The 23,200-nt window shown below is 64.3% G+C and carries 22 protein-coding genes and 1 riboswitch; of the genes, 14 read left to right on the top strand and 8 right to left on the bottom strand.

Translation table 11 applies throughout. From position 1 onward, the window contains the following. Window positions 1-85 precede the first annotated feature (85 nt). The 7 genes from ACVWWD_RS15215 to apnL all read left to right on the top strand — a co-directional run bounded on the left by ACVWWD_RS15215 (window position 86) and on the right by apnL (window position 8,418). Window positions 86-913 (top strand): phosphogluconate dehydrogenase C-terminal domain-containing protein, encoded by an 828-nt coding sequence (locus ACVWWD_RS15215; protein ID WP_352546554.1) that lies wholly within the window; start codon window positions 86-88, stop codon window positions 911-913. 267 nt (window positions 914-1,180) lie between these two features. Further along, window positions 1,181-2,122, top strand: a complete 942-nt coding sequence (locus tag ACVWWD_RS15210) for a D-ribose ABC transporter substrate-binding protein (RefSeq protein ID WP_023771087.1) — start codon at window positions 1,181-1,183, stop codon at window positions 2,120-2,122. Between the two features lie 138 nt (window positions 2,123-2,260). Beyond that, window positions 2,261-2,923, top strand: a complete 663-nt coding sequence (locus ACVWWD_RS15205; protein WP_352546555.1) for a DUF2291 family protein — start codon at window positions 2,261-2,263, stop codon at window positions 2,921-2,923. Then, window positions 2,920-4,461, top strand: a complete 1,542-nt coding sequence (locus ACVWWD_RS15200; RefSeq protein WP_352546556.1) for a sugar ABC transporter ATP-binding protein — start codon at window positions 2,920-2,922, stop codon at window positions 4,459-4,461. Before ACVWWD_RS15205 ends, ACVWWD_RS15200 begins: the two co-directional genes overlap by 4 nt. Beyond that, complete coding sequence (locus ACVWWD_RS15195) at window positions 4,461-5,525, top strand: ABC transporter permease (protein WP_352546557.1); 1,065 nt, start codon at window positions 4,461-4,463, stop codon at window positions 5,523-5,525. Before ACVWWD_RS15200 ends, ACVWWD_RS15195 begins: the two co-directional genes overlap by 1 nt. Window positions 5,526-5,527: 2 nt before the next feature. Then, window positions 5,528-6,562 carry a Gfo/Idh/MocA family protein gene (locus ACVWWD_RS15190; protein WP_352546558.1) on the top strand — a complete coding sequence of 345 codons (1,035 nt, stop codon included), beginning with the start codon at window positions 5,528-5,530 and terminating at the stop codon, window positions 6,560-6,562. Beyond that, on the top strand, window positions 6,559-8,418 hold the full coding sequence (gene apnL, locus ACVWWD_RS15185) for a D-apionate lactonase (RefSeq protein WP_352546559.1): 1,860 nt from the start codon (window positions 6,559-6,561) through the stop codon (window positions 8,416-8,418). Before ACVWWD_RS15190 ends, apnL begins: the two co-directional genes overlap by 4 nt. Here the strand turns inward: apnL and ACVWWD_RS15180 are convergent. Continuing rightward, window positions 8,394-9,107: a transcriptional regulator NanR gene (locus tag ACVWWD_RS15180; protein WP_023782254.1), complete on the bottom strand. Its 714-nt coding sequence runs from the start codon at window positions 9,105-9,107 to the stop codon at window positions 8,394-8,396. The two genes, apnL and ACVWWD_RS15180, sit on opposite strands and share 25 nt — an antisense overlap. A 208-nt stretch (window positions 9,108-9,315) precedes the next feature. Between ACVWWD_RS15180 and oiaX the strand changes: the two genes are divergently transcribed. Together oiaX and ACVWWD_RS15170 are read left to right on the top strand one after the other, a co-directional pair. Further along, window positions 9,316-10,566, top strand: coding sequence for a 3-oxo-isoapionate-4-phosphate decarboxylase OiaX (oiaX, locus tag ACVWWD_RS15175; protein ID WP_457103165.1), 1,251 nt, complete (start codon window positions 9,316-9,318; stop codon window positions 10,564-10,566). An 8-nt stretch (window positions 10,567-10,574) separates the two neighbouring features. Beyond that, entirely contained in the window at window positions 10,575-11,897 is a 1,323-nt protein-coding gene (locus ACVWWD_RS15170; protein WP_023782256.1) for a four-carbon acid sugar kinase family protein, read from the top strand. Window positions 11,898-11,914: 17 nt separating this feature from the next. Here ACVWWD_RS15170 and ACVWWD_RS15165 read toward each other — a convergent pair whose 3' ends face one another. Beyond that, a complete protein-coding gene (locus tag ACVWWD_RS15165; protein WP_023771096.1) occupies window positions 11,915-12,454 on the bottom strand; it encodes an Lrp/AsnC family transcriptional regulator in 540 nt (179 codons plus the stop codon). 48 nt (window positions 12,455-12,502) lie between these two features. Between ACVWWD_RS15165 and ACVWWD_RS15160 the strand changes: the two genes are divergently transcribed. The 4 genes from ACVWWD_RS15160 to dhaL all read left to right on the top strand — a co-directional run bounded on the left by ACVWWD_RS15160 (window position 12,503) and on the right by dhaL (window position 16,202). Then, complete coding sequence (locus ACVWWD_RS15160; RefSeq protein ID WP_352546561.1) at window positions 12,503-13,678, top strand: MFS transporter; 1,176 nt, start codon at window positions 12,503-12,505, stop codon at window positions 13,676-13,678. Window positions 13,679-13,777: 99 nt separating this feature from the next. After that, window positions 13,778-13,922, top strand: a riboswitch (FMN riboswitch). A gap of 77 nt (window positions 13,923-13,999) precedes the next feature. Next, the gene (locus tag ACVWWD_RS15155; protein ID WP_023771098.1) at window positions 14,000-14,473 is read left to right on the top strand and encodes a 6,7-dimethyl-8-ribityllumazine synthase; all 474 of its coding nucleotides are present in this window, start codon (window positions 14,000-14,002) and stop codon (window positions 14,471-14,473) included. 75 nt (window positions 14,474-14,548) lie between these two features. Further along, window positions 14,549-15,556: a dihydroxyacetone kinase subunit DhaK gene (locus tag ACVWWD_RS15150; protein ID WP_352546562.1), complete on the top strand. Its 1,008-nt coding sequence runs from the start codon at window positions 14,549-14,551 to the stop codon at window positions 15,554-15,556. 10 nt (window positions 15,557-15,566) lie between these two features. Next, complete coding sequence (dhaL, locus tag ACVWWD_RS15145; RefSeq protein ID WP_023771100.1) at window positions 15,567-16,202, top strand: dihydroxyacetone kinase subunit DhaL; 636 nt, start codon at window positions 15,567-15,569, stop codon at window positions 16,200-16,202. Here dhaL and derI read toward each other — a convergent pair. From derI to ACVWWD_RS15130, 3 genes are read right to left on the bottom strand one after another with little or no spacing between them, the layout of a single operon-like run. Then, window positions 16,199-16,639: a D-erythrulose-4-phosphate isomerase gene (gene derI / locus ACVWWD_RS15140; protein WP_023771101.1), complete on the bottom strand. Its 441-nt coding sequence runs from the start codon at window positions 16,637-16,639 to the stop codon at window positions 16,199-16,201. The two genes, dhaL and derI, sit on opposite strands and share 4 nt — an antisense overlap. 25 nt (window positions 16,640-16,664) lie before the next feature. After that, complete coding sequence (locus tag ACVWWD_RS15135) at window positions 16,665-17,423, bottom strand: triose-phosphate isomerase (RefSeq protein ID WP_352546563.1); 759 nt, start codon at window positions 17,421-17,423, stop codon at window positions 16,665-16,667. A gap of 18 nt (window positions 17,424-17,441) precedes the next feature. Next, a complete protein-coding gene (locus tag ACVWWD_RS15130; RefSeq protein WP_023782261.1) occupies window positions 17,442-18,212 on the bottom strand; it encodes a DeoR/GlpR family DNA-binding transcription regulator in 771 nt (256 codons plus the stop codon). Window positions 18,213-18,485: 273 nt separating this feature from the next. Here ACVWWD_RS15130 and fba point away from each other — a divergent pair, with 273 nt between their 5' ends. Then, window positions 18,486-19,550 carry a class II fructose-bisphosphate aldolase gene (fba, locus tag ACVWWD_RS15125; protein ID WP_352546564.1) on the top strand — a complete coding sequence of 355 codons (1,065 nt, stop codon included), beginning with the start codon at window positions 18,486-18,488 and terminating at the stop codon, window positions 19,548-19,550. A 54-nt stretch (window positions 19,551-19,604) separates the two neighbouring features. Here fba and ACVWWD_RS15120 read toward each other — a convergent pair whose 3' ends face one another. From ACVWWD_RS15120 to ACVWWD_RS15110, 3 genes are read right to left on the bottom strand one after another with little or no spacing between them, the layout of a single operon-like run. Next, window positions 19,605-20,546 carry a sugar phosphate isomerase/epimerase family protein gene (locus ACVWWD_RS15120; protein ID WP_023771105.1) on the bottom strand — a complete coding sequence of 314 codons (942 nt, stop codon included), beginning with the start codon at window positions 20,544-20,546 and terminating at the stop codon, window positions 19,605-19,607. Between the two features lie 49 nt (window positions 20,547-20,595). Continuing rightward, a complete protein-coding gene (locus ACVWWD_RS15115) occupies window positions 20,596-22,113 on the bottom strand; it encodes a glycerol-3-phosphate dehydrogenase (protein WP_352546565.1) in 1,518 nt (505 codons plus the stop codon). A gap of 46 nt (window positions 22,114-22,159) precedes the next feature. Further along, the gene (locus ACVWWD_RS15110; RefSeq protein WP_352546566.1) at window positions 22,160-23,200 is read right to left on the bottom strand and encodes a 2-hydroxyacid dehydrogenase; all 1,041 of its coding nucleotides are present in this window, start codon (window positions 23,198-23,200) and stop codon (window positions 22,160-22,162) included.

Below are 23,200 nucleotides of genomic sequence, written 5' to 3'. Positions count from 1 at the left end.
TGCCAAGCTGTGGTAGAGTGATCATACCAGTAGGCAAGATGACGATCGGCAATGCCGGCGTCCGCGACTAGGGAGCAAGGGCTAGATGACGACGATTGCGCTGTTCGGTGCCGGCGGCAAAATGGGCTACCGCCTTTCGACCAATTTCCGCGGTTCGCCCTATACGATCCGCCATGTCGAGGTCAGCGAGGCCGGGCGCGAGCGGCTGAAGAACGGACTGGGCTTCGACACGGTCAGCGCCGAGGAGGCGCTGGAAGGCGTCGACGTGGTGATCCTGGCCGTGCCGGACACCCATATCGGCAAGGTCGCGGCCGGCATCGAGAGCAAGCTTGCGCCGGGCACGATGGTCATCGTGCTGGATGCCGCCGCACCGTTTGCCGGCCATCTGCCTAATCGTCCCGACCTGACCTACTTCGTCACCCATCCCTGTCATCCCCCGATCTTCAACGACGAAACCGACATGGCGGCCAAGAAAGACTATTTCGGCGGCGTCAAGGCCAAGCAGCACATGGTCAGCGCGCTGATGCAGGGACCAGAAGCGGATTACGCCAAAGGCGAGGCCATCGCCAAGATCATCTGGGCGCCGGTAATGCGCTCGCACCGCGTTTCCGTCGAACAGATGGCGCTGCTTGAGCCAGGCCTTTCGGAAACGGTGTGCGCCTCGCTGCTGGTGGTCATGAAGGAAGCCGTCGACGAGGTGGTGGCGCGCGGCGTCGACCAGCAGGCGGCGCTCGACTTCCTGCTTGGCCACATGAACGTGCTCGGCGCAGTCATCTTCGGCGAAACCAAGGGCGTGTTCTCGGATGCCTGCAACAAGGCGATCGAGTTTGGCAAGCCGGTGCTGATGCGCGACGACTGGAAGCGCGTCTTCGAGCCCGAAGAGATCGCGGCCAGCATCCAGCGGATCACTTGAGAGCCTTCGGTACAGATCTGCCTTAGGTACAGATCACCTGAATTAGTGGTTGACTCATCATACCAGTTAGCTAAGCTAATGTTCGCTCGGATCATGCTTCGCCGGGAGTTCGATGCTGAGACGAATAGAGGATGGGGACGGGAACTTGCCTTGGCGGAGCCGGCGGCTTGAGCCCAGGCGGTCCGCACCCTTCACACGCTGACGAATTCAAACGCAGACAAGTGCCTCGAACGATCGAGACACAGGCTTTTCAAACGGGAGGACTTCATGAAACTAACACGCAGAATGACGCTTGCCGCCTTCGCCGGCGTGCTGGCGCTCGGCACGGCGATGCCCGCCTACGCGGCGGACCTCATCGCCATCATCACTCCATCGCACGACAATCCGTTCTTCAAGGCGGAAGCCGTCGGCGCCGAAGCCAAGGCCAAGGAACTCGGCTACGAGGCGCTGGTGCTGGTGCATGACGACGACGCCAACAAGCAATCCGAGCTGATCGATACCGCGATCGGCCGCGGCGCCAAGGCGATCATCCTCGACAATGCCGGCGCCGACGCGACCGTCGCCGCCGTGCAGAAGGCTAAGGACGCCGGCATTCCCTCCTTCCTGATCGACCGCGAGATCAACGCCACAGGCGTTGCGGTGGCGCAGATCGTCTCCAACAACTACCAGGGCGCCCAGCTCGGCGCGCAGGAGTTCGTCAAGCTGATGGGCGAGAAGGGCAATTTCGTCGAACTGGTCGGCAAGGAATCCGACACCAATGCCGGCATCCGCTCGAAGGGCTATCATGACGTCATCGACGATTACCCCGACCTGAAGATGGTCGCGCAGCAGTCGGCCAACTGGAGCCAGACCGAGGCCTATTCCAAGATGGAATCGATCCTGCAGGCCAACCCCGACATCAAGGGCGTCATCTCCGGCAACGACACGATGGCGATGGGCGCCTATGCGGCGCTCGCGGCGGCTAACCGCAAGGATGTCATCGTCGTCGGCTTCGACGGTTCGAACGACGTGCGTGATTCCATCACCTCGGGCGGCATCAAGGCGACGGTGCTGCAGCCGGCCTACGCCCAGGCGCAGATGGCGGTCGAACAGGCCAACGACTTCATCAAGAACAAGAAGTCGCCCGAGAAGGAAAAGCAGCTGATGGACTGCGTGCTCATCAATGGCGAAAATGCCGCCAAGCTGGAAACCTTCGCGCTGAAGAACTGAGCCGGCGCGATATAATTGCGAGGGGCGGACACGCGTTCGCCCCTCAGTGCTTTATTTTGATGCAATTCCGGACGGGAAACCGTTTCACAGTTTTCCTGGAATTGCTCTAATTTCACGTTCCGGGTGCTTTTGACCGCCATGCCGAAGACATTGACCTGGCTAACCCCTTTTAGTTGGCTGACGCTTGTCGCGCTCGCGGGCCTTGGCCTCGGCGGTTGCAAAATCCTGCCGACGCCGGTGGCGCGGAGTGAAAACAGCGCGTCTGCCTTTAATCCGGACAAGATGGTCGAGGACATCTGGGCCTCGAAGGTCATCCCCTACCTCAGGCAGAAGGCTGGGCCGTTCGCCGAGGTCCATGCCTTGGCGAAAACCGATCCGGCGGCGGCCGGCACCAAATACGGCAATCCAAGGAAGCAGGCGAATTCGCCATGGACCTTCGCGGTCCGCGTCGAGGGCAAGATCGTCGCCGCCAACACGCAGTCGCGCGCGGGCACGATGGACATCGACGTGGACGGCGACGGCAAGGCCGATGCGCGCGTCCAGATCGGGCCGGCGATGCGCGGCACTGCACTTAGAGACAGCCTCGATTTCGTCCAGTTCAACGACTTCACCAACCAGATCGACTTCGCCCAGTTCGGCAAGGCCTTCAACGCCTATGCCGGCAAGACCGTGCTGTCCAAGCTGCCGCGCGAGGCCCTTGAAGGCCGCACCGCCAAGGTGCTCGGCGCCTATACGATCGAAGGCGGCCAGGACCTGCCGCTGGTGACCCCGGCGGAGGCCGAGATCGGGCCGAAGCCATGAGCCCCGCTCACGAGGTCATCCTCAAGCTGGAGGACGTCTCGAAGGTCTATGCAGGCACGGTCGCGGTCAAGCAGGCGAACTTCGAGGTGCGCAAGGGGGCCGTCAACGTGCTGGTCGGTGAAAACGGCGCCGGCAAGTCGACGCTGATGAAGATCATCGCCGGCGTCGAGCAGCCGACCCTCGGCCGTATCCTGCTCGAAGGCGAAGAGGTTTCCTTCTCCTCGTCGGGAGACGCGGTGGCGCGCGGCATCGGCATGGTGTTCCAGGAGCTGAACCTGTTCGGCAACATGACCGTCGCCGAGAACATCTTCGCCACACGCGAGATCACAAACCGCCTGGGTAAGATCGATCGCAAGGCACAGGAAAAGCGGGCGGGCGAATTCCTCGACCGGCTAGAAGCCGGCATCCGACCCGACATGCTGGTCGAGGATTTACGCATCGGCCAGCAGCAGCTGGTCGAGATCGCCAAGGCGGTTTCGCTCGACGCCAAGATCCTGATCATGGATGAGCCGACCTCGGCGCTGAGTGCTACGGAAGTCGAAATCCTGTTCAAGGTGATCGCCGACCTCAAAGCGCGCGGCGTCGCCATCGTCTACATCTCGCACCGGCTTGAGGAACTGATCCGTATCGGCGACACGGTCACCGTGCTGCGCGACGGCCGCATCACCGGCCAGGAGGAAATGAAGAACGTCGACACGCAGTGGATCGTGCGGCAGATGATCGGCTCGGATGCCAAGGATTTCGCCAAGGCCGACGGTCACCAGCCAGGCGAGGAAATCTTCCGCGCCGAGGAGATCTGCCTGCCGCGCGTCACCGGCGGACTGGCGGTCGACCATGTCTCGCTGTCGCTGCGCGCCGGCGAAATCCTCGGCATATACGGGCTGATGGGCGCCGGGCGCAGCGAATTGTTCGACTGCATCATGGGCCGTCACGGCCATGCCAGCGGCAAGATCTTCATCGCCGGCAGGCAAGTGAAGGAGCGCGACACGACGCGCCGTATCCAGCGCGGGCTTGCACTTATCCCCGAGGATCGCCAGCGCGAAGGCCTGGTGTCGATCCTCTCGGTGGCCAGCAACCTGACGCTGGCGAGCCTGTCGCGTTTCGTGCGCCTGTTCCATATCCGAGGCGGCGCCGAGCGGCAGGCCGTGATGCAGATGGTGGGGGAACTGGCGATCAAGGTCGCCGACCCGGCGCAGGAAGTCTCGTCGCTGTCAGGCGGCAACCAGCAGAAGGTGGTGATCGGCAAGGCGCTGCTCACCGGTCCGAAAGTGCTCCTGATGGACGAGCCCAGCCGCGGCATCGATGTCGGCGCCAAGGCCGATGTCTTCCGCACCATGCGCAAGCTTTCGCGCGACGGGCTGGGAATCCTGTTCGCCACCTCAGACCTCGACGAGGTGATGGCGCTGTCCGACCGCATCGCGGTGATGAGCAATGGCAGACTGACCGGCATGTTCGACCGCGCCGAAGCGACGGAGGCGGCGATCGTCGCCGCGTCGGCGCTGGGCCACGGACCGGCCGCACATGGGGAGCAACGCTGATGACTGACATTCCGGCCAAGGCGGCCGCTCCTTCCGCCTCCGGCGGCTCCGCGCTGCTGACGCTGATGAAGCTCAGGACCTTTATCGCGTTGATCGCGGTGCTGGTGTTCTTCTCGATCGCGGCGCCGAACTTCCTGTCGGCGGCGAACCTCATCCTGATGGCCAAGCACGTGGCGCTCAACGCCTTCCTGGCCATGGGGATGACCTTCGTCATCATCACCGGCGGCATCGACCTCTCGGTCGGATCGATCGTCGGCCTGTGCGGCATGGTGGCCGGCTATCTCGTGCTCAACGGCATCGACCTGCAGATCGGCTACACCATTTATTTCGACGTCGTCGAGATCGCCCTGATCACGCTTCTGGTCGGCATCGCGATTGGCGCCGTCAACGGGCTGCTGATCACCAGGCTCAACGTCGCGCCCTTCATCGCCACGCTCGGCGTGCTCTACGTCGCGCGCGGTTTCGCGCTGCTGTCGTCCGACGGCCGCACCTTCCCCAACCTGGTCGGCAAGCCGGAACTTGGCACCACCGGCTTCGGCTTCCTCGGTGCCGGCCGGCTGCTCGGCCTGCCGGTGTCGATCTGGATTCTGGTCGTGGTGGCGCTGGGGGCTGCCTATCTCGCCCGCTACACCCCGCTCGGCCGCCACATCTTCGCCGTCGGCGGCAATGAGCGCGCCGCGCGCATCTCGGGCGTGCGCGTCAACATGGTCAAGATGTTCGTCTACATGTTCTCCGGCTTCTGCGCAGCGATCGTCGGGCTGATCATCTCGTCGGAGCTGATGGCCTCGCATCCGGCGACAGGCGAGAGCTTCGAATTAAACGCCATCGCCGCGGCGGTGCTCGGTGGCACCTCGATGTCGGGCGGGCGCGGCACGATCGGCGGCACCATCGTCGGCGCCTTCGTCATCGGCATCCTGTCGGACGGGCTGGTGATGATGGGCGTGAGTTCGTTCTGGCAGATGGTGATCAAGGGGCTGGTCATCATCGTCGCCGTCGTGGTGGACCAGGCGCAGCGCCGGCTCCAGCAGCGCGTTACCCTGATGCAGATGGCCAAGGCGGGTTGAGCATGGCGGGTTTAAGTGGAGCGCTTATCGGCTGCGGCTTCTTCGCCGTCAACCAGATGCATGCCTGGCGTGACATCGAAGGCGTCTCGATCGTCGCCATCTGCGACCGGGACCCGGAGCGGCTCAGGCTCGTCGGCGACCAGTTCGGCGTGGCCCGGCGCTACACGGACGCGGCAGCGATGTTTGCAGCGGAGAAACTCGACTTCGTCGACGTCGCCACGACGGTCGGCAGCCATCGGGCGCTGGTCGAGATGGCTGCGGAGAACCGCGTTCCGGTGATTTGCCAGAAACCGTTCGCGCCAACGCTGGCCGACGCCAAGGCGATGGTGAAGGCTTGCGCGGATGCCGGCGTCCCGCTGATGGTCCACGAAAACTTTCGCTGGCAGTCGCCGATCCAGGCGGTGCGCGCCGTGCTCGACAGCGGCGAGATCGGCACGCCTTTCTTCGGCCGCATCTCCTTCCGCTCCGGCTACGACGTGTTCTCCGGCCAGCCCTATCTCGCGACGGGCAAGCGCTTCATCATCGAGGACCTCGGCATCCATATCCTCGATATCGCCCGCTTCCTGCTCGGCGACGTGTCGAGCCTGACCGCGCGGACCAAACGCATCAACCCGGCCATCGCCGGCGAGGATGTCGCCACGATCCTCATGGACCACGCTGGCGGCGCCACCTCGGTGGTCGATTGCAGTTATGCGACCAAGCTTGCCGCGGAGCCGTTCCCGGAGACGCTCATCGAACTCGACGGCAGCGACGGCACGATCCGGCTGGCGCAAGGCTACCGGCTGACCGTCACCGGCAAGAGCGGAACCAAGGTGAGCGACGTCTCGCCGCCGCTGCTGCCCTGGGCCTCGCGGCCTTGGCACAATATCCAGGAAAGCGTCGCCGCCATCCAGCAGCACTGGGTCGACTGCCTTGCATCAGGCCAGGAACCGGCGACTTCAGGCGCGGACAATCTCAAGACATTCGCCCTGGTCGAGGCCGCCTATGCCGGTGCCGCCAGTCGAGAACCGGTGCAGATCGACGCGCTGCTCAGATGAAGGCGGACGCTTTCCAGCTTTACGGCACGCGCGCGGCCGAGCCCAAGCCGGTCACCCTGCGTGCGGGTGCATTGAGCGCGGAACTGGACAACGGCAATTTGCGCACCATCCGCCACGGCGGCACCGAAGTACTGCGTGCCATAGCTTACATCGTGCGCGACCGCGACTGGGGCACCTATGAGCCTGACCTGACGGACGTTACCATCGACCAGAAGGGCGACCGCTTCTCCGTCACCTACGCGGCAAGCTGCCTTGGTCCGGACGGCAGCCGGCTCGGCTTCCACGCCACGATCGAAGGCTCCGCCGACGGCAGGCTGGTTTTCGATGTGACCGCATTGCCGGAGAGGGATTTCGAAACCAATCGCTGCGGCTTCTGCATCCTGCACCCGATCGCCGGCCTCGCCGGCAGCCCGGTGACGGTCGAGCACATCGACGGCAGCGTGGTCGAGACGGAACTCCCCGATCTGATCGACCCCTGGCAGCCGTTCAAGGATTTGCGCGCCATCACGCATCAGGTACGGCCCGGCGTTTTCGCCGAATGCCGGATGAAAGGCGACACATTCGAGATGGAAGACCAGCGCAACTGGTCGGATGCTTCCTACAAAACCTATGTGCGGCCGCTGGCGCTGCCATGGCCCTATGTGCTGCCGGCAAGGCAGGCGTTGCGCCAGACGATCAGCCTGCGCATCACCGGCGATGCCAGTGTGCCTGCCTCGGCGGCGCCGGCCGAACCGGTCCGCGTCGAGCTTGGGCAAGCCGGCGCGCAGCTGCCTGATATCGGCATCATGGTCTATCCCGAGGATGTCGAGGCCACACTTGCCGATCTGCCGTTGCTGCGAGGGTTCGGTCCCCGGCAACTGCTTTTCCACTTCGACCCGACGCACGGCCACGGCATCGATGCGCTACGCGCCCACGCCCGACTCGCCGCCGCTTATCCTGTTTCGACGACGCTGGAATGCGTGGTCGCTTGCGCAGGCGATCTGGACGCTGAACTTTCCGAGGTCGCCGACATGGTGCGCCTGGCAGGCCTGCGGCTCGACGCCATCGCGGTGTCGCCTGCCGTCGACCGCCAGTCGACGCCGCCCGGCAGTGCCTGGCCGGCATGCCCACCGCTCGAGGACGTCTACGCGGCCGCCCGCCGCGCCTTTCCCGGCCTCCGCCTCGGCGGCGGCATGTTCAGCTATTTCACCGAACTCAACCGCAAGCGCGTTCCAACCGGCCAGCTCGATTTCATCACCCACTGCACCAACCCGATCGTGCACGCCGCCGACGATCTCAGCGTGATGCAGTCTCTGGAGGCGTTGCCCTTTATCACCCGGTCCACGCGGGCGATCTTCGGGACAAAGCCGTACCGGATCGGCCCATCGACGATTGCCATGCGCCAGAACCCGTATGGCGGCGCGACCAAGGACAATCCTCAGGGGCAGCGCATCGCCATGGCGAACCGCGACCCGCGCCACGCTGCGCAGTTCGCCGCCGCATGGACGATCGGCTATGCCGCGCGCGTCGCGCCGGCGGTACTGGAGATGCTGACACTGTCCAGTTTCGCCGGACCGTTCGGCGTGGTCGCGGGATCGGGCGAACCCGTCGCAGAGGGATCGCCGCGGCCGATTTTCCAGGCCGTCAAAGGGCTTTGTGAGTTGGCCGGGCTGACGCATGTTTCCGCCACGACGAGCGACGAGACGCGGGTCCTGGCGCTGGCCGGCCGCTCGGCGTCGGGCGAGACCATCGTCTGGCTGGCGAACCTGACACCGAACGACATGCGGGTCGACGCTTCCGCGCTTGGCCAAGGCGATCTCGTAATGCCGCCCTATGCGATCACCAGGATCGGTTACTTCTCGGAATTCATCACATAGAGCGCACGCGAGCGCTCGAGGTGCTTGATCATCGCCTTCTCGGCGCCGTCGGCATCCCCGTGCTCGATGCGGTCGATGATCTCTTCGTGCTCGGTCAGCGTGTATTTTTCCTTGCCGGTCCAGATCAGCATTTCGGTATGGTATTCCTTCAGCCACCCCAGCGTGGCTTCGCTGACGGCGACATAGATCGGATTGCCTGAAATGGACGCGATCTGGGTATGGAATTTCATGTCGGCGGAGATGAAGGCTTCGGAATCGCCGCGCGCGGCGCGCTGCTCGGCCACGGTCGCCTTCAGCAATTGCACATCCTCTGATTTGGCCTTTTCCGCGGCTTCCCTGACCATGCCGCGCTCGAAGAAGATGCGCGCGGTCTTCAGGTGCTCCAGCGTGTCCCTGGACGAGGACAGGATGATCTTGGCCGCGCCGTCGACCTGCTTGATGATCGACTTGGCGGTGAGTTGCAGCACCTTGGCGCGCTCGCCATGCGAGATGGCGACGAGCCCCATGTTGCTCAGCGCCTGCATGGCCTCGCGGATCGCCGGCCGGCCGACCTCGAAGCGCTCCATCAACTCGCGCTCGGACGGCATGTCGTTGCCCGGCTGCAGTTCGCCGCTGGTGATCAGCCGCTTCAGTCTTGCAAAGACTTCGTCGGAAAGTTTGCGCCGGACGATCGGCTCCGAACGGTTCATCGTGACGAATCACTCCCTGGCCCGGTTCCTGTTTAGCATTCCCGGCAGGATTACCGGAATGCCCGCGCCGGAGCGGTTCGCTCCAGCTTTGCCGCAGCCCACCAGTCCTGCCGAGCTCGGATATTTCTTGCAAAGCTTATGTACTCATTATACCAGACTTCTTGCGCGACGAAACTTTTTTCGAACCTTTTCGAGCGGCCGACCGACCATGATCACGCTTACCTATCGCATCGAAACCCCTGGCAGCATCGAGGCGCTAGCCGCCAAGATCGCCAGCGACCAGTCGACCGGCACCTTCGTCGCGCTGCCGGGCGAGACCGAGGAGCTGAAGGCGCGCGTGGCGGCGCGCGTTCTGGCGATCCGGCACCTGCCGGATGCCGCGCAACCCTCTCTCCCGGGATCCGGCAGCGGCCCTTTCCGGCGCGCCGATGTCGATATCGGCTTCCCCTTTGACGCCATCGGCACCGACCTGTCGGCACTGATGACCATCGCCATCGGCGGCACCTTTTCGATCAGGGGCCTGTCCGGCATCCGCGTCATCGACATGAAGCTGCCGGAACAGTATCGGGGCGCCCATCCGGGTCCACAATTCGGCGTTGCGGGCAGCCGCGGGCTAACCGGTGTCGAGGGCCGCCCGATCATCGGCACCATCGTCAAACCGGCGCTGGGTCTCAGGCCACACGAGACAGCAGCTATGGTGGGAGAACTGATCGAGGCCGGCGTCGATTTCATCAAGGACGACGAGAAGCTGATGAGCCCGGCCTACTCGCCGCTGGCGGAGCGGGTGAACGCGATCATGCCAAGAATTCTCGACAATGAGCAGAAGACCGGCAAGAAGGTGATGTATGCCTTCGGCATCTCGCATGCCGATCCCGACGAGATGATGCGCAACCACGATCTCGTGCTCGAAGCCGGCGGCAATTGCGCGGTCGTCAACATCAACTCCATTGGCTTCGGCGGCATGGCTTATCTGAGGAAGCGCTCCGGCCTGGTGCTGCATGCCCACCGCAATGGCTGGGACATCCTCACTCGCCACCCCGGCCTCGGCATGGACTTCAAGGTCTGGCAGCAATTCTGGCGGCTGCTGGGCGTCGACCAGTTCCAGATCAACGGCATCGGCTCGAAATATTGGGAGCCGGACGATTCTTTCATCCGCTCTTTCGAGGCGGTGACCACGCCGCTGTTTTCACCAGACGATTGCGCGCTGCCCGTGGCCTGCTCCGGCCAATGGGGCGGCCAGGCACCCGAAACCTATGAGCGAACCGGCCGCACGGTCGACCTCCTCTACCTCTGCGGCGGCGGCATCGTCAGCCATCCGGACGGGCCCGGCGCCGGCGTGCGGGCCGTGCTGCAAGCCTGGCAGGCCGCGGTCGAGGGCATTGCGCTGGCGGATTATGCCCGCGATCACATCGAACTGGCCCGATCGATCGAAAAGTTCGGCGACGGCAAGACAGCATGAGCATGGCCGTGCAAAACCTGCTCCTCAGTTATTATGGCGACGACCTCACCGGTTCAACTGATGTCATGGAGGCGCTTGAGCTCGGCGGCGTGCCGACGGTGCTGTTCATGCGCCAGCCCGACCCGTCCTTGCTGGCGCGATTTTCGCATTGCCGCGCGGTTGGATTAGCGGGCACCAGCCGAAGCGAAACGCCGCAATGGATGGAGGAAAACCTGACGCCGGCCTTCGAATGGCTCAAAGCCCTCGGGGCGGCGATCTGCCACTACAAGATCTGCTCTACCTTCGATTCCAGCCCGGCGGTCGGCAGCATCGGCCGCGCCACCGAGATCGGCAGGCGCATTTTCGGCGAGGCGAGCGTGCCGATGGTGGTCGGGGCGCCGCAGCTCAAGCGCTACACGGCCTTCGGCAATCTCTTCGCGGCATTCCGCGGCGCGTTTTTCCGCATCGACCGGCATCCGGTGATGAGCAGGCATCCGGTGACGCCGATGGACGAGGCCGACCTGCTCGTCCACCTTTCGCGCCAGACCAGCCTCGGTTCCGGCTTGGTCAACCTGGCGACGTTGCAGGCGGACAATCTCTCGCAAACGGTCGATCAGATCCTGCGAGACAAGGACATCGTGCTGTTCGACGTCGACAGCCTCCGGACTCAGCAGCGAGTCGGCGAGCAACTCTGGCGCATCCATGAAAAGGGCCATGGTTTTGTCGTCGGATCATCCGGCGCCGAATATGCCTTGCTTGCCGCGTGGGCCGCCAAAGGCATCGTGTCGGGGCATGCGGCATTCCCATCGCCCGGTCCGGTGGATCGGCTCGCCGTTGTGTCGGGCAGCGTCTCCCCAACCACGGAAAAGCAAATCCGCCACGCACTCGCCCACGGGTTCGAGGGTATTGAGATGGATGCGATGCGACTGGTCCGCGAAGGCGCCGGCGAAGCGATCGAGCAGGCGGTCGCGGCCGGGCTGGCCAGCCTTGCCAAGGGCCACAGCGTCGTCCTCTACACCGCGCTTGGTCCGCAGGCCGATCGCGGCGCCGAGATCGACCGAATCGAGGGCGCCCGGAACACGCTCGGGCGGGCGCTGGGGACCATCCTGCGCCGTCTGATCGCCGAGCAGAAACTCAAGCGCGCGGTGATCGCCGGTGGCGATACGTCCAGCCACGCACTCGGACAATTGGCCATCGACGCGCTGACCGTGCGCATGCCGCTGCCGCAATCGCCGGGATCACCGCTCTGTGTGGCCCATGGCGGCGGTGAAATCGACGGTCTTGAGATCGCGCTGAAAGGCGGCCAGGTTGGCACCGACGCCTATTTCGAGACGATCCGGCTGGGAAGCTAGGCGACGACCCAGGCCGTTCAATAAAGCGGCTTGCCCATGTGCTTCGGCGTCGGCCACTGCGCCGTGATGCCGGGTTGCACCGGCCGTTCGAGATAGGTCGCCAGAACCACGTAGCTGCGCGTCGAGGTGACGCCGGGTGTCTCGTAGAGACGCAACAACAGGCCTTCGAGCGCCTTGGTGTCCTCGGTGCGCACCTTGAGCAATACGCATGTATCGCCGGCGACGGTGTGGATCTCCTCGACTTCGGGATATTCCGAGATCGCCATCAGTTCAGGGGTCTTGCCCCAGCCGCTGGTGTCGATGTGGACGAAGGTGAGTAGAGGCTTTCGCACCGCGTTGGGATCGATGATGGCGGCCGTGTTGCGAATGGCGCCGCTGCGCCGAAGCCGCTTGACGCGCTCATGCGCGGCCGGCGGCGACAGGCCGACGCGATCGCCGAGCTCGGCATAGCTGACGGTCGCGTCGTCGACCAGAACGCCTAATATTTTTCGGTCGGTCGCGTCGACATCCCGGGCCGCCGGCCTGTTCCGCGGAATGCCATCTGTTTCTTCATCCATAGCGGTATTCCCGATTGTCACGGAATTTAATACGGCCATTATGATGATATGTCGAACAACGATCAAGCTACAGCCTTGGGCGCGGACACCAGGCCGCCCATCCCGGCCCTCGCCTATCTCTTGACCGGGTGCATCGCCGTGATCGGCTCGAATTCGCTGGTGCTGGGCCCGATCGCTCCGGCAGTTGCCGTGTCGTTCTCGACCAGCGTTCCCATGGTGATGATGGCGGCGGCCGCGTTCGGCCTCGGCACATCGGCGAGCGCCCTGTTCCTGGCACGCCATATCGACCGGCTCGGCGCGCGGCGGATGTTGCAGGCGGCCTTGCTGCTGCTGGTATTGGCCTTGGTCGCCAGCGCGGCCGCGCCGACGGTGAGCGCGCTGGTTGCCGCGCAGCTTGTCGCTGGGATCGCCGCCGGCGTCGCCATGCCGGCAATCTATGCCAGTGCCGCGGCCATCGCCCCGCCCGGGCGGGAAAGCGGCACGATCGGCGTGGTGCTGACCGGATGGACGCTCAGCATGGTGGCCGGCGTTTCGCTGTCGGCGGTGCTCGCCGATCTCGTGCACTGGCGCGCCGTCTTTGTCGCCGTGGCCGTGCTGGCCGCCCTGGCGCTCGGCGGCTTGAGCGCATCGTCGCTCCCGGATGTCAGGAAGGCCGGACCGGCACCCGCCCCGCTGGCCGCGTTGAACATTCCCGGCATTGTGCCCCTCCTGGTTGCCTGCGGCGCTTTCATGACCGCCTTTTACGGCGTCTATGGCTATCTCGGCGATCACCTTCACAGCGGGCTGGGGCAGCCGGTCAGCGCCAATGGCCTGGCCGCCCTCGCCTATGGCGCGGGATTTGGCACCGCGGCGCTCTTCGACGGCATCATCGACCGGCTGGGCGCCCGGCGCGTCATGCCCTTCGCTTATCTTCTCGTCGCCATGATCTACGTGGCGATCGCCTCGACCAGCGACAGCTATGGCTTGACGCTCGCCATGGTCGCGGCCTGGGGACTTGCCAATCATTTCGGGCTGAACGTGCTGGTGATGCGCCTGTCGGCGCTCGATCCGTCGCGGCGGGGCACGATCATGGGGCTGAACAGCGCGGTGACCTACCTCGCGGTGTTCGTCGGCACCACCGGCTTCGGGCCGCTCTATTCCGGCTTCGGCTTCGCCACATGCGCGGCGGTCGCGGCCTTGCTGATGCTGATTGCCGCTGGCGCGGCGGCATGGCGCACCCGATAGAACCTTCCTCCTGGCATTGCTCCAGCCGGTACAACGTGATTGGCCAGCGGACTTTCGCGTAGTTGACACCGGCACCCCTGCCTTCCATACAAAGCGCGTCAATGTTCTCAGGGCGGGGTGAAAGTCCCCACCGGCGGTAACGGTCTCGGCCGAAGCCCGCGAGCGCTTTCCGGTATCGGAGAGGTCAGCAGATCCGGTGTGATTCCGGAGCCGACGGTTAGAGTCCGGATGAAAGAGAACGAAACGGGAGACGGACCGCCCCGGCGGGCCGGATTTCGTATCGTGCGTCCTGATTCTGGTTCGAAACGGAAGGATGGACCCATGAATCAGCATTCCCACAAAGACTATGAAACAACCCGCATTGCCGTCATCAGGGCGCGCTGGCATGCCGACATCGTCGACCAGTGTGTGCAAGCCTTTGGGGCGGAACTGGCCGAGATTGGCGGCGGACGCTTTGCCGTCGACATCTTCGACGTGCCTGGCGCCTACGAGATTCCGCTCCATGCCAAGACGCTCGCCGGCACCGGCCGCTACGCCGCGATCCTCGGCACGGCATTCGTCGTCAATGGCGGCATCTACCGGCACGACTTCGTCGCCAACGCCGTTATCGACGGCATAATGAACGTGCAGCTCTCGACCGGCGTGCCCGTGCTTTCGGCGGTGCTGACGCCGCACAATTTTCACGACAGCGCCGAGCATCATCGCTTCTTCTTCGAGCATTTCACGGTCAAGGGCAAGGAAGCGGCCAACGCCTGTGTGCAGATACTCGCCGCGCGGGAAAAGATCGCGGCCTGAAGCGCCGCTGCCGGGGTGGAAATCCCGGTAACGGGCTGTAGTATCCCGGAAAATACCGAGTTCGGGAGGATGCCGGTGCAGACCAAGAAGATCATCAATGACGGCAACCGTGCCGTCGACGAAATGCTCGAAGGGATCCTCGCCGCGCATCCTCGCCATCTCACAAGCGTGGACGGCAGCCCGCGCTCGATCATCGCCCGCGACGGACCACGGCCCGGCAAGGTCGGGCTGGTGATCGGCGGCGGCTCCGGCCACGAGCCGACCTTTCTCGGCTTTGTAGGCAAGGGGCTGGCGGACGCGGCGGCTGTCGGCAACGTCTTTGCCTCGCCGCCGCCCGATCCGATCCTGGCATGCGCCAAGGCGGTCAGCGGCGGCGCCGGCGTGCTCTTCATGTACGGCAACTATGCCGGCGACGTGATGAATTTCGACATGGCCGCCGAAATGGCCGCCATGGACGACATCGAGGTGCGCACGGTGCTGACCACCGACGACGTCGCCTCCGCGCCGCGTGACGAGCGGCCGAAGCGCCGTGGAGTCGCCGGTAATTTCTTCATCTTCAAGGCGGCCGGTGCCGCCTGCGACCTGATGCTCTCCCTCGACGAGGTCGAGCGCGTCGCGCGCAAGGCCAACGACCACACCTTCACCATGGGCGTGGCGCTGTCGCCCTGCTCGCTGCCGCAGACCCGGCGGCCGAATTTCGAGATCGGCGCCGACGAGATGGAAATCGGCATGGGCATTCATGGCGAACCCGGCATCGCCCGCGGCAAGCTCGGGACCGCCGACGAAATCACCGACGAGATGCTCGACAAGATTTTCGCCGAGATGGCGCCGAAGCGCGGCGACAAGGTCGCGGTGCTGATCAATTCGCTGGGATCGACGCCGCTGATGGAACTCTACATCATGAACCGCCGGGTCATGCAGAGGCTCGACGCCATCGGCGTTTCCGTCCACGCAACCTGGGTCGGCAATTACTGCACGTCGCTGGAAATGGCCGGCGCTTCGGTGACGCTTTTCCATCTGGACGAAGAATTGCAGGCGATGCTCGACCACCCCTGCGACTGCGCCATGTTCCGTGCCGGCTGAGGAGCGCTCCATGACCATCGCTGCGTTCGACCTGAAAAGAATGTTCGATGCGATCGCGGTGGCGATGGAGGCCGACAGGGACCGGCTTTGCCAGCTCGACGGCGTCATCGGCGACGCCGACCATGGCATTGCCATGGCGCTTGGGTTCAACGCCGTGCGCGATGCGCTGGCGTCGCTCGACCTTGCGGCGGCCGAGCCGACCGCGCTCCTCAACACCGCGGCGAAATCATTCCTCAATGCGGTCGGCGCGTCCTGCGGCCCGCTCTATGCCACCGCCTTCATGCGCGCCGCCGCCGCCGTCAAGGGCAAGGCGACGCTGGCGGATGCCGATGTCGTCGCGCTGCTGCAGGCCATGGCGCAAGGCATCAAGGATCGCGGCAAGGCCGAAACCGGCGAAAAGACAATGGTCGACGCCTGGCAACCGGCGGCGGAAGCAGCCGGCGCCAGCAATGCAGCAGGAAAGAACCTTGCCGAAAGCCTCCAGGCAGCTTTTGCCGCCGCCGAGCGCGGCGCGGAATCGACCAAGGACATGATTGCCGCCAAGGGCCGCTCGTCGCGGCTCGGCGAGCGCTCGCTCGGCCATATCGATCCCGGTGCGGCTTCGGCCGTCACCGTCATCGGCGCGATGCGCGACAGTCTCGCTTAGCTCTTCGCCGTGTCGAGCTTGTTGATCGCCTCAACGTTGCCGGCCGACGGTCCCTTCTCGTCGAACTCCGAGGCCAGCCAAGTATCGACAATGGCCTTGGCCAGTTCCGGGCCGATGACGCGGGCGCCCATGGTGATAATCTGGGCATTATTGGATTTCGCCGCGCGTTCGGCCGAATAGGTGTCGTGGGTGAGTGCGGCGCGGATGCCCGGCACCTTGTTGGCCGAGATCGAGACGCCGATGCCGGTGCCGCAGAACAGGATGCCACGATCGTTCTCGCCGTCGACGATCGTCTGGGCAAGTTTCCGTGACAGGTCGGCATAAAAGCCGGCCTGGCTGAGGTCGCTGACGGTGAGCCCCGGCTTGGTCGCCAGATGCGCTGATATGACGTCGAGCAGCGGCTTGCCAGCGCTGTCGGCTCCAATGGCTATTTTCATTTTTTGTCCTTTCCGGTTCGATGATTCAGATGGCGGCCGACGCGCGGCGCAGGATGTCGATGTAGCCTTCGGCCTGCCAGGCCGAGCGGCCGATGAACAGGCCGTCGATGTTGGGCTGGGCGATCAGTTCCGCGGCATTGCCCGGATTGACGCTCCCGCCATAGAGCACCGGCGGCACGGTCGGCAGCAGACCGCCGGCGACCTTCTTGATCAGCGCCTGCTGCTTGTCGGCATAGTCGGAACTGGCCGGAATGCCCTTGTCGCCGATCGCCCAGACCGGCTCGTAGGCGAACAGGATTTTTGCTTCCCTGGCCCCGCCCTCGATGAATCGCAGTGCGCCCTCGACCTGGCTGGTCAGTACCTCATCGGCCTTGCCGCTTTCGCGCTCGGCCAGCGTCTCGCCGACGCAGATCAGCGGTATCAGTCCGTGCTTGACCGCTGCCGCCGTCTTCAGCCCGACCGTGCGGTCGGTCTCGCCGAAGTGCTCGCGCCTTTCGCTGTGGCCGAGTTCGACCAGGTCTAGGCCGCAATCGTTCAGCATCACCGGCGAGATCTCGCCGGTCCAGGCGCCGGCGTCGGCCCAATGCATGTTCTGCGCGCCGACCTTGATGCGCGTCGCCGACAGCGCCTGCCCGACCTCGCGTACCGCCGTGAAAGGCGGGACGACGAAAGGCTGGATGCGATCGTCGAAACCCGCCACGAAGCCGGCCAGTGCGCCCGCAAAATCAAGCGCCTCGGCGAGCGTCTTGTTCATCTTCCAGCTTGTACCGACCCAGTAAACCACGCGTACACTCCTTGATCCTCAATCCTTGTCGGCGACCACCGTGAGCGAGACGCCGGCCGCATCCAGTGTGTCTTGCATTCCGGGCCCCGGCTCGCGCCCGGTGAAGACGGCGTCGAATGCCTTGAGATCGGTCAGGAAATGCAGAGCGCTGCGGCCAAACTTGCCGTGATCGACAAGCAGATATTTGCGTGTCGCGGCGGCCATCATCAGTCGCTTGGCCTGCACCACTTCCTGGTCCTGATGGAAGGCGGAGGCGCCATGGATGGCGGACGACGACAGGAAGGCGACGTCGGCGCGCAGCGACCGCAGCGAAGCCTCGGCGAGCAGCCCGAAGAAGCCGTGGAATTTCTTCGAGTACTGGCCGCCCAGCGCGATCATGTTGATGCCTGCGGCACCGGCCAGATCTTGGATGACGGCGAGGTTGTTGGTGATCACCGTCAGTGGCCTGAAATCGGCGAGATACCGCGCGATACCGCCCGCGGTCGAGCCGTCGTCGATGATGACCGTCTGGCCGGGTTCGATCATGGTCACGGCCGCCGCCGCAAGGCGCTGTTTTTCCCCGATCGCCTGCTTCTGCCGGTAGCGAAAATCGCTTTCAAACAGACTGCTCGGCTGAATCGACGCGCCGCCGCGCACCTTGCGCAGCAAACCGCTCTCCTCGAGCTCGTCGAGGTCGCGATGCACGGTCATCCTGGATACGCCAAAGCGGGAGGCAAGATCGTCGACGCTCGCCGCGCCGGCGTCCACCAGGAAGTCCATGATCCCTTGGCGTCTGTTGTCGCTCTTCATTCTCGCCGACCCGCCAACGCAGAACCCCTGGCTCCTTGATCGAGCGAAGATATAACAGATATGATCGCGTAAGTATCATAGTTTTTGTGATAATGAGATATTTCCGTGGGATATTTCGCCGGCTTTTATCACGCCGCTGTAACAAGAATTGCTGCCGGGACGGTCTGTCACGGTTGCGGTTGCGCAGGATTCCGGCCAGAAGCATCGGTGGGCTGAACGATGCGCGGGCGGCCCGCAACCACAGGTTCGAAACCAGATACGGGAGACTAATCGTTGGCTCGCATCACACTGAGACAATTGCTCGATCACGCCGCCGAATACGGCTATGGCGTGCCGGCCTTCAACATGAACAACATGGAACAGGGCCTCGCCATCATGGAGGCTGCCGAGGAGACTAAGTCCCCGGTCATCCTGCAGGCGAGCCGCGGCGCCCGTGCCTATGCCAATGACGTGGTGCTGGCCAAGCTGATCGACGCGCTGGTCGAGATCCATCCCGACATCCCGGTCTGCATGCATCTCGACCATGGCAACAACGAAGCCACCTGCGTCACCGCGATCCAGCACGGCTTTACCTCGGTGATGATGGACGGCTCGCTCAAGGAAGACGGCAAGTCGCCGGCCGACTATGCCTATAATTCCGGCATCACACGGCGCGTCGTCGACATGGCGCATTGGGGCGGCGTGTCGGTGGAAGGCGAGATCGGCGTGCTGGGCTCGCTCGAGAGCGGCGGCGGCGAGCAGGAAGACGGCCACGGCGTCGAAGGCGCGATCAGCCACGACCAGCTCCTGACCGATCCGGTGCAGGCCGAACAGTTCGTGCGCGACACCCATGTCGATGCGCTGGCGGTGGCCATGGGCACCAGCCACGGCGCCTATAAATTCTCGCGCAAGCCCGACGGCGCGGTGCTGGCGATGAACGTGATCGAGGAGATCCATCGCCGCTTGCCGAACATGCATCTGGTCATGCACGGCTCATCCTCGGTGCCGGAGGATCTGCAGGAGATCATCAACAAATATGGCGGCCAGATGAAGCCGACCTGGGGTGTCCCGGTGGAGGAGATCCAGCGCGGCATCAAGCATGGCGTGCGCAAGATCAACATCGACACCGACAACCGCATGGCGCTGACCGGCGCGATCCGCAAGGTGCTGACCGAAAATCCCAGCGAGTTCGATCCGCGCAAATATCTGACGCCGGCGATGGCGGCGATGAGGAAGCTCTGCAAGGAGCGCTTCGAGCAGTTCGGCACCGCCGGCAATGCGCCGAAGATCAAGCCGCTGCCGGTTTCGGACATGGCCAAGCGCTACAAGTCGGGCAGCCTCGATCCAAAATTCGCCTGAGTTCGATCGGGTTGCATTTCATGGACAGGAGCCACGTGGGCTCCTGTCCGATCTCTATCCGGCTTTCGGCAGCAGGCCAGGCCTGCCGGTCTCGATGAACGGTGCCCAGAAGTCGACCGACTCGCGGATCATGGCGACCACCTGATGGTCGACCGGCTCGCGCTCGCGGAAGGATAGTTCGAGGCAGATTTCGTTGTCGGTGCCGCCGCCGCGTCGCACCGTCTCCAGCAGCTTCTCAGGCGTGATGCGGCCGTCCTTGTTGTAGGCCGCGGTGAATGGCCAATGGCCGCCCTTGTTCATCGACGATTGCTTGATGTGGATGATCGGCGACTTCAGAGGGAAAGCTTCGGCCCAGGCATAGGGATCGATGTCGGCCGGATTGGAGGAAGTGACGTCGCCATGGTCGATGTCGACCATCATCTCCAGCGGAATGGCCATGCCGGCCGCGTCGATCGCCTCCTGCAGCATCCGGCAATTCTCGATGGTGTGGCCGAATTCGCGACCGACCGACATCGGCTCCCAGAATAGATAAGTCAGGCCTGCCGCCCGGGCGTGCTCGGCGACCTCGCGCCAGCAGTCCAGCGCGATGTCGAACAGCCTGGCGCGACGGGCGGGGTCGTCATAGTCCCGATGCGTGAAGATGGCGAACTGCGTGCCCATGCCGTCGGCGCCAAGCTCGGCCGAGATATCGGCGAACGTCTTGAACCAGTCGACATAGTAGCGGCGCACATCGGCATCCGGATGGCCGAAATGGTTCAGCCGGCCATAGGGGCCGGTCATGCCGGAGGTGACGCGCACGCCAGTGCGATTCAAGGCATTGCGGTACAGGCGGACGAACTTGACGATCGTCGCCGCCGGCCAGCCTGGGTTGACGAATTCATGCGTGAGCTGAACGTCGCGAATGCCGATCTCATAGGCGACGGTATCGATCAGATCGTCCGGCTCGGCGAAGCGGTTGACCAGCGGATTGGTGTTGAGGGAGAGCGTGAAAGGCAAGGTCGCGAATCCCTTCAACGCTGGCGCGCAACAGGGGCAATGAGCGCCATCAGCCTGCCCTCGCCTGCCGGCTCGCGCACCAATGCTCGAAGGCCGCCTTCTCCTCGGCGGACAAATGCAGGCCATGCTTGGTGCGCCGTTCGAGAATGTCGGCCGCGTCTTCAGCCCATTCCTGTTCGAAGAGGTAGTTCGCCTCGCGCTCGAAGAAATCCTTGCCGAAGCACCGCCCAAGTGCGGCGAGCGATCGGGCGCCGCCGACCACGGACCGCGTCCTGGTGCCGTAGAGCCGGCCGTAATGCTTGAGCAGCGATGCCGGCATCCATGGATACTCGTTTGCGAGGCTGCCAAGAAACTGTTCGAAGTCGGCATTGGCGATGTCGCCGCCCGGCAGACGCGCCTTCGCGGTCCAGGCTTTGCCCATGCGGGGAAAGAACGGTGCGATCCTGTCCAGCGCATGCTCGGCGAGTTTGCGGAAGGTGGTGATCTTGCCGCCGAAGACGGAGAGCAGCGGCGCCTGCGCGTCCGGCGCGTCAAGTTCGAAAATATAGTCGCGCGTCACCGCGCTCGGATTGTCGGCGTTGTCGTCATAGAGCGGCCGGACACCGGAGAACGAATGGACCACGTCGCCTCGCGCAAGGCCGCGCTTGAAATAGCGGTTGACCACTTTGATGAGGTAATCGATCTCGCTCTCATCCGCTCTCACATCCTCGGGCCGGCCCTCGTAGGGGATATCGGTGGTTCCGATCAAGGCCAGATCGTTCTGGTACGGATTGATGAAAATGACGCGCTTGTCGTTGTTCTGGACAAGATAAGCCTGCCTTCCCTCCCAAAATTTGGGTACGACGATATGGCTGCCCTTGACGAGGCGGACATTGCGCCTGGAGTTCTGGCCGGCAACGCGGTTGACGATGTCGTTGACCCAAGGGCCGGCGGCATTGATCAGCGCGCGGGCCCGTACACTGGTTTTGATGCCGGTCCTGACGTCGCGCATCTCGACAACCCAGAGGCCGCCCTCGCGGCGGGCCGCGGTGCAGGCGGTGCGGGTGAGGACCTTCGCTCCCCGTTCGGCGGCGTCGAGCGCATTGATGACGACGAGGCGGGCATCGTCGACCCAGCAGTCCGAATATTCAAAACCGCGCTTGAAGCCGTCCTTGATCGGCGCCCCCTCGGGCGCTGTGCGCAGATCGAGCGTCCGGGTGGCGGGCAGCCGCTTGCGGCCGCCGAGATGGTCGTAGAGGAAGAGGCCGAGCCGCACCAGCCATGCCGGCCGGTCGTCCGGGCTGTGCGGCAGCACGAAGCGCATGGGCCAGATGATGTGCGGCGCCGATTCCAGCAGCACCTCGCGCTCGATCAGCGCCTCGCGCACCAGGCGGAATTCGTAATATTCGAGGTAGCGCAGACCGCCATGGACGAGCTTGCCCGAGCGCGAGCTGGTGCCTTCGGCGAGATCGTCCTTTTCGCACAGGATGACGGAAAGCCCGCGGCCGGCGGCGTCGCGCGCGATGCCGGCGCCGTTGACGCCGCCGCCGATGACGAAGAGGTCGACGATGTCAGGGCCGACGCTCATCTTGCCGTCACCCCGCTGCCGAATTCTCGCATCATGGCCATCGCTCTCAGCACGGATTGACCGGAGGCAGGCCGGCCAGGTAGCGGCGCACTTCCTCGGCGGCCTGCTCGGCGGCATAGGTCACGGTGCGCACCGAAGCGCCGGCGATATGCGGCGTCAGCGTTACGTTTGACAGCTGCAGCAAGGGCCAGTCCGAGGGCACCGGTTCGACCGCGAAGGTTTCCAGCATGGCGCTGGCGATCTGCCCTGAAACCAGCGCCTCGTAAAGTGCGTCGTAGTCGACCAGCGGGCCACGCGCCGTATTGACGAAGATCACGCCCGGCTTCATACGCGCGATGGTGTGCTTGCCGATCAGACCGCGTGTCTCCTGCGTCACCCGTGAATGCAGCGTGACCACATCGGAGCGCGACAGGAGGTCGTCGAGCCCAACCAGTTCGACGCCAGCGTTGCGATCCTCGGCGCTCAGTTGCACATAGGGATCGCTGACCAGGACGTGGCAGCCGAAGGCGCGCAGCAGGCGCACCACCTTCGTGCCGATATTGCCGTAGCCGACCACGCCGACGGTCATTTCGCCGAGTTCGCGGCCGGTGCGGTCGGCGCGGTAGAGATCGCCGCGCCATTCCCCCTTGCGCAAGGCCTCGTGGCCGACCCGGATCAGCCGCGTCTCGGCAAGGATGGCGCCGATAGTGAACTCGGCCACGGCGGTGGCGTTGCGGCCGGGCACATTGACCACGGTGATGCCATGCGCCCTAGCCGCTTCCATGTCGATGTTGATCGGGCCGCCACGCGACACCGCGACCAGCTTGAGCCCCGGCAGACGCCGCATCATGCCTTCCGACAGGGGCGCTAGCTGCGTGACGAGGATTTCGGCATCGCCGATGAAATCGACGACCTCGTCGGGCTGGCCAAAATATTCCTTGACCTTGTCGAGGCCGAGCGCGGCGTTGCCGAACTCCATCGGCTCGTCGGGCCAGGCCGTCTGCAATGTCCTGATATCGAGGTCGCCACCGGCGACCTTCTCGACTTTGGCGCGAAACACCTCCGGCAGCATGAAGTTGTCGCCAATGATCGCTATTTTCCTCAGCAT

The organism is Mesorhizobium sp. URHB0026 (assembly GCF_054059755.1).
This window is presented reverse-complemented; position numbering and strand designations above follow the sequence as displayed.

Coding starts and splice junctions, on each gene's coding strand:
- ACVWWD_RS15215 (WP_352546554.1), top strand. CDS start 86: ATGACGACGATTGCGCTGTTCGGTGCCGGCGGCAAAATGGGCTACCGC.
- ACVWWD_RS15210 (WP_023771087.1), top strand. CDS start 1,181: ATGAAACTAACACGCAGAATGACGCTTGCCGCCTTCGCCGGCGTGCTG.
- ACVWWD_RS15205 (WP_352546555.1), top strand. CDS start 2,261: ATGCCGAAGACATTGACCTGGCTAACCCCTTTTAGTTGGCTGACGCTT.
- ACVWWD_RS15200 (WP_352546556.1), top strand. CDS start 2,920: ATGAGCCCCGCTCACGAGGTCATCCTCAAGCTGGAGGACGTCTCGAAG.
- ACVWWD_RS15195 (WP_352546557.1), top strand. CDS start 4,461: ATGACTGACATTCCGGCCAAGGCGGCCGCTCCTTCCGCCTCCGGCGGC.
- ACVWWD_RS15190 (WP_352546558.1), top strand. CDS start 5,528: ATGGCGGGTTTAAGTGGAGCGCTTATCGGCTGCGGCTTCTTCGCCGTC.
- apnL (WP_352546559.1), top strand. CDS start 6,559: ATGAAGGCGGACGCTTTCCAGCTTTACGGCACGCGCGCGGCCGAGCCC.
- ACVWWD_RS15180 (WP_023782254.1), bottom strand. CDS start 9,107: ATGAACCGTTCGGAGCCGATCGTCCGGCGCAAACTTTCCGACGAAGTC.
- oiaX (WP_457103165.1), top strand. CDS start 9,316: ATGATCACGCTTACCTATCGCATCGAAACCCCTGGCAGCATCGAGGCG.
- ACVWWD_RS15165 (WP_023771096.1), bottom strand. CDS start 12,454: ATGGATGAAGAAACAGATGGCATTCCGCGGAACAGGCCGGCGGCCCGG.
- ACVWWD_RS15160 (WP_352546561.1), top strand. CDS start 12,503: ATGTCGAACAACGATCAAGCTACAGCCTTGGGCGCGGACACCAGGCCG.
- ACVWWD_RS15155 (WP_023771098.1), top strand. CDS start 14,000: ATGAATCAGCATTCCCACAAAGACTATGAAACAACCCGCATTGCCGTC.
- dhaL (WP_023771100.1), top strand. CDS start 15,567: ATGACCATCGCTGCGTTCGACCTGAAAAGAATGTTCGATGCGATCGCG.
- derI (WP_023771101.1), bottom strand. CDS start 16,639: ATGAAAATAGCCATTGGAGCCGACAGCGCTGGCAAGCCGCTGCTCGAC.
- ACVWWD_RS15130 (WP_023782261.1), bottom strand. CDS start 18,212: ATGAAGAGCGACAACAGACGCCAAGGGATCATGGACTTCCTGGTGGAC.
- ACVWWD_RS15115 (WP_352546565.1), bottom strand. CDS start 22,113: ATGAGCGTCGGCCCTGACATCGTCGACCTCTTCGTCATCGGCGGCGGC.
- ACVWWD_RS15110 (WP_352546566.1), bottom strand. CDS start 23,200: ATGCTGAGGAAAATAGCGATCATTGGCGACAACTTCATGCTGCCGGAG.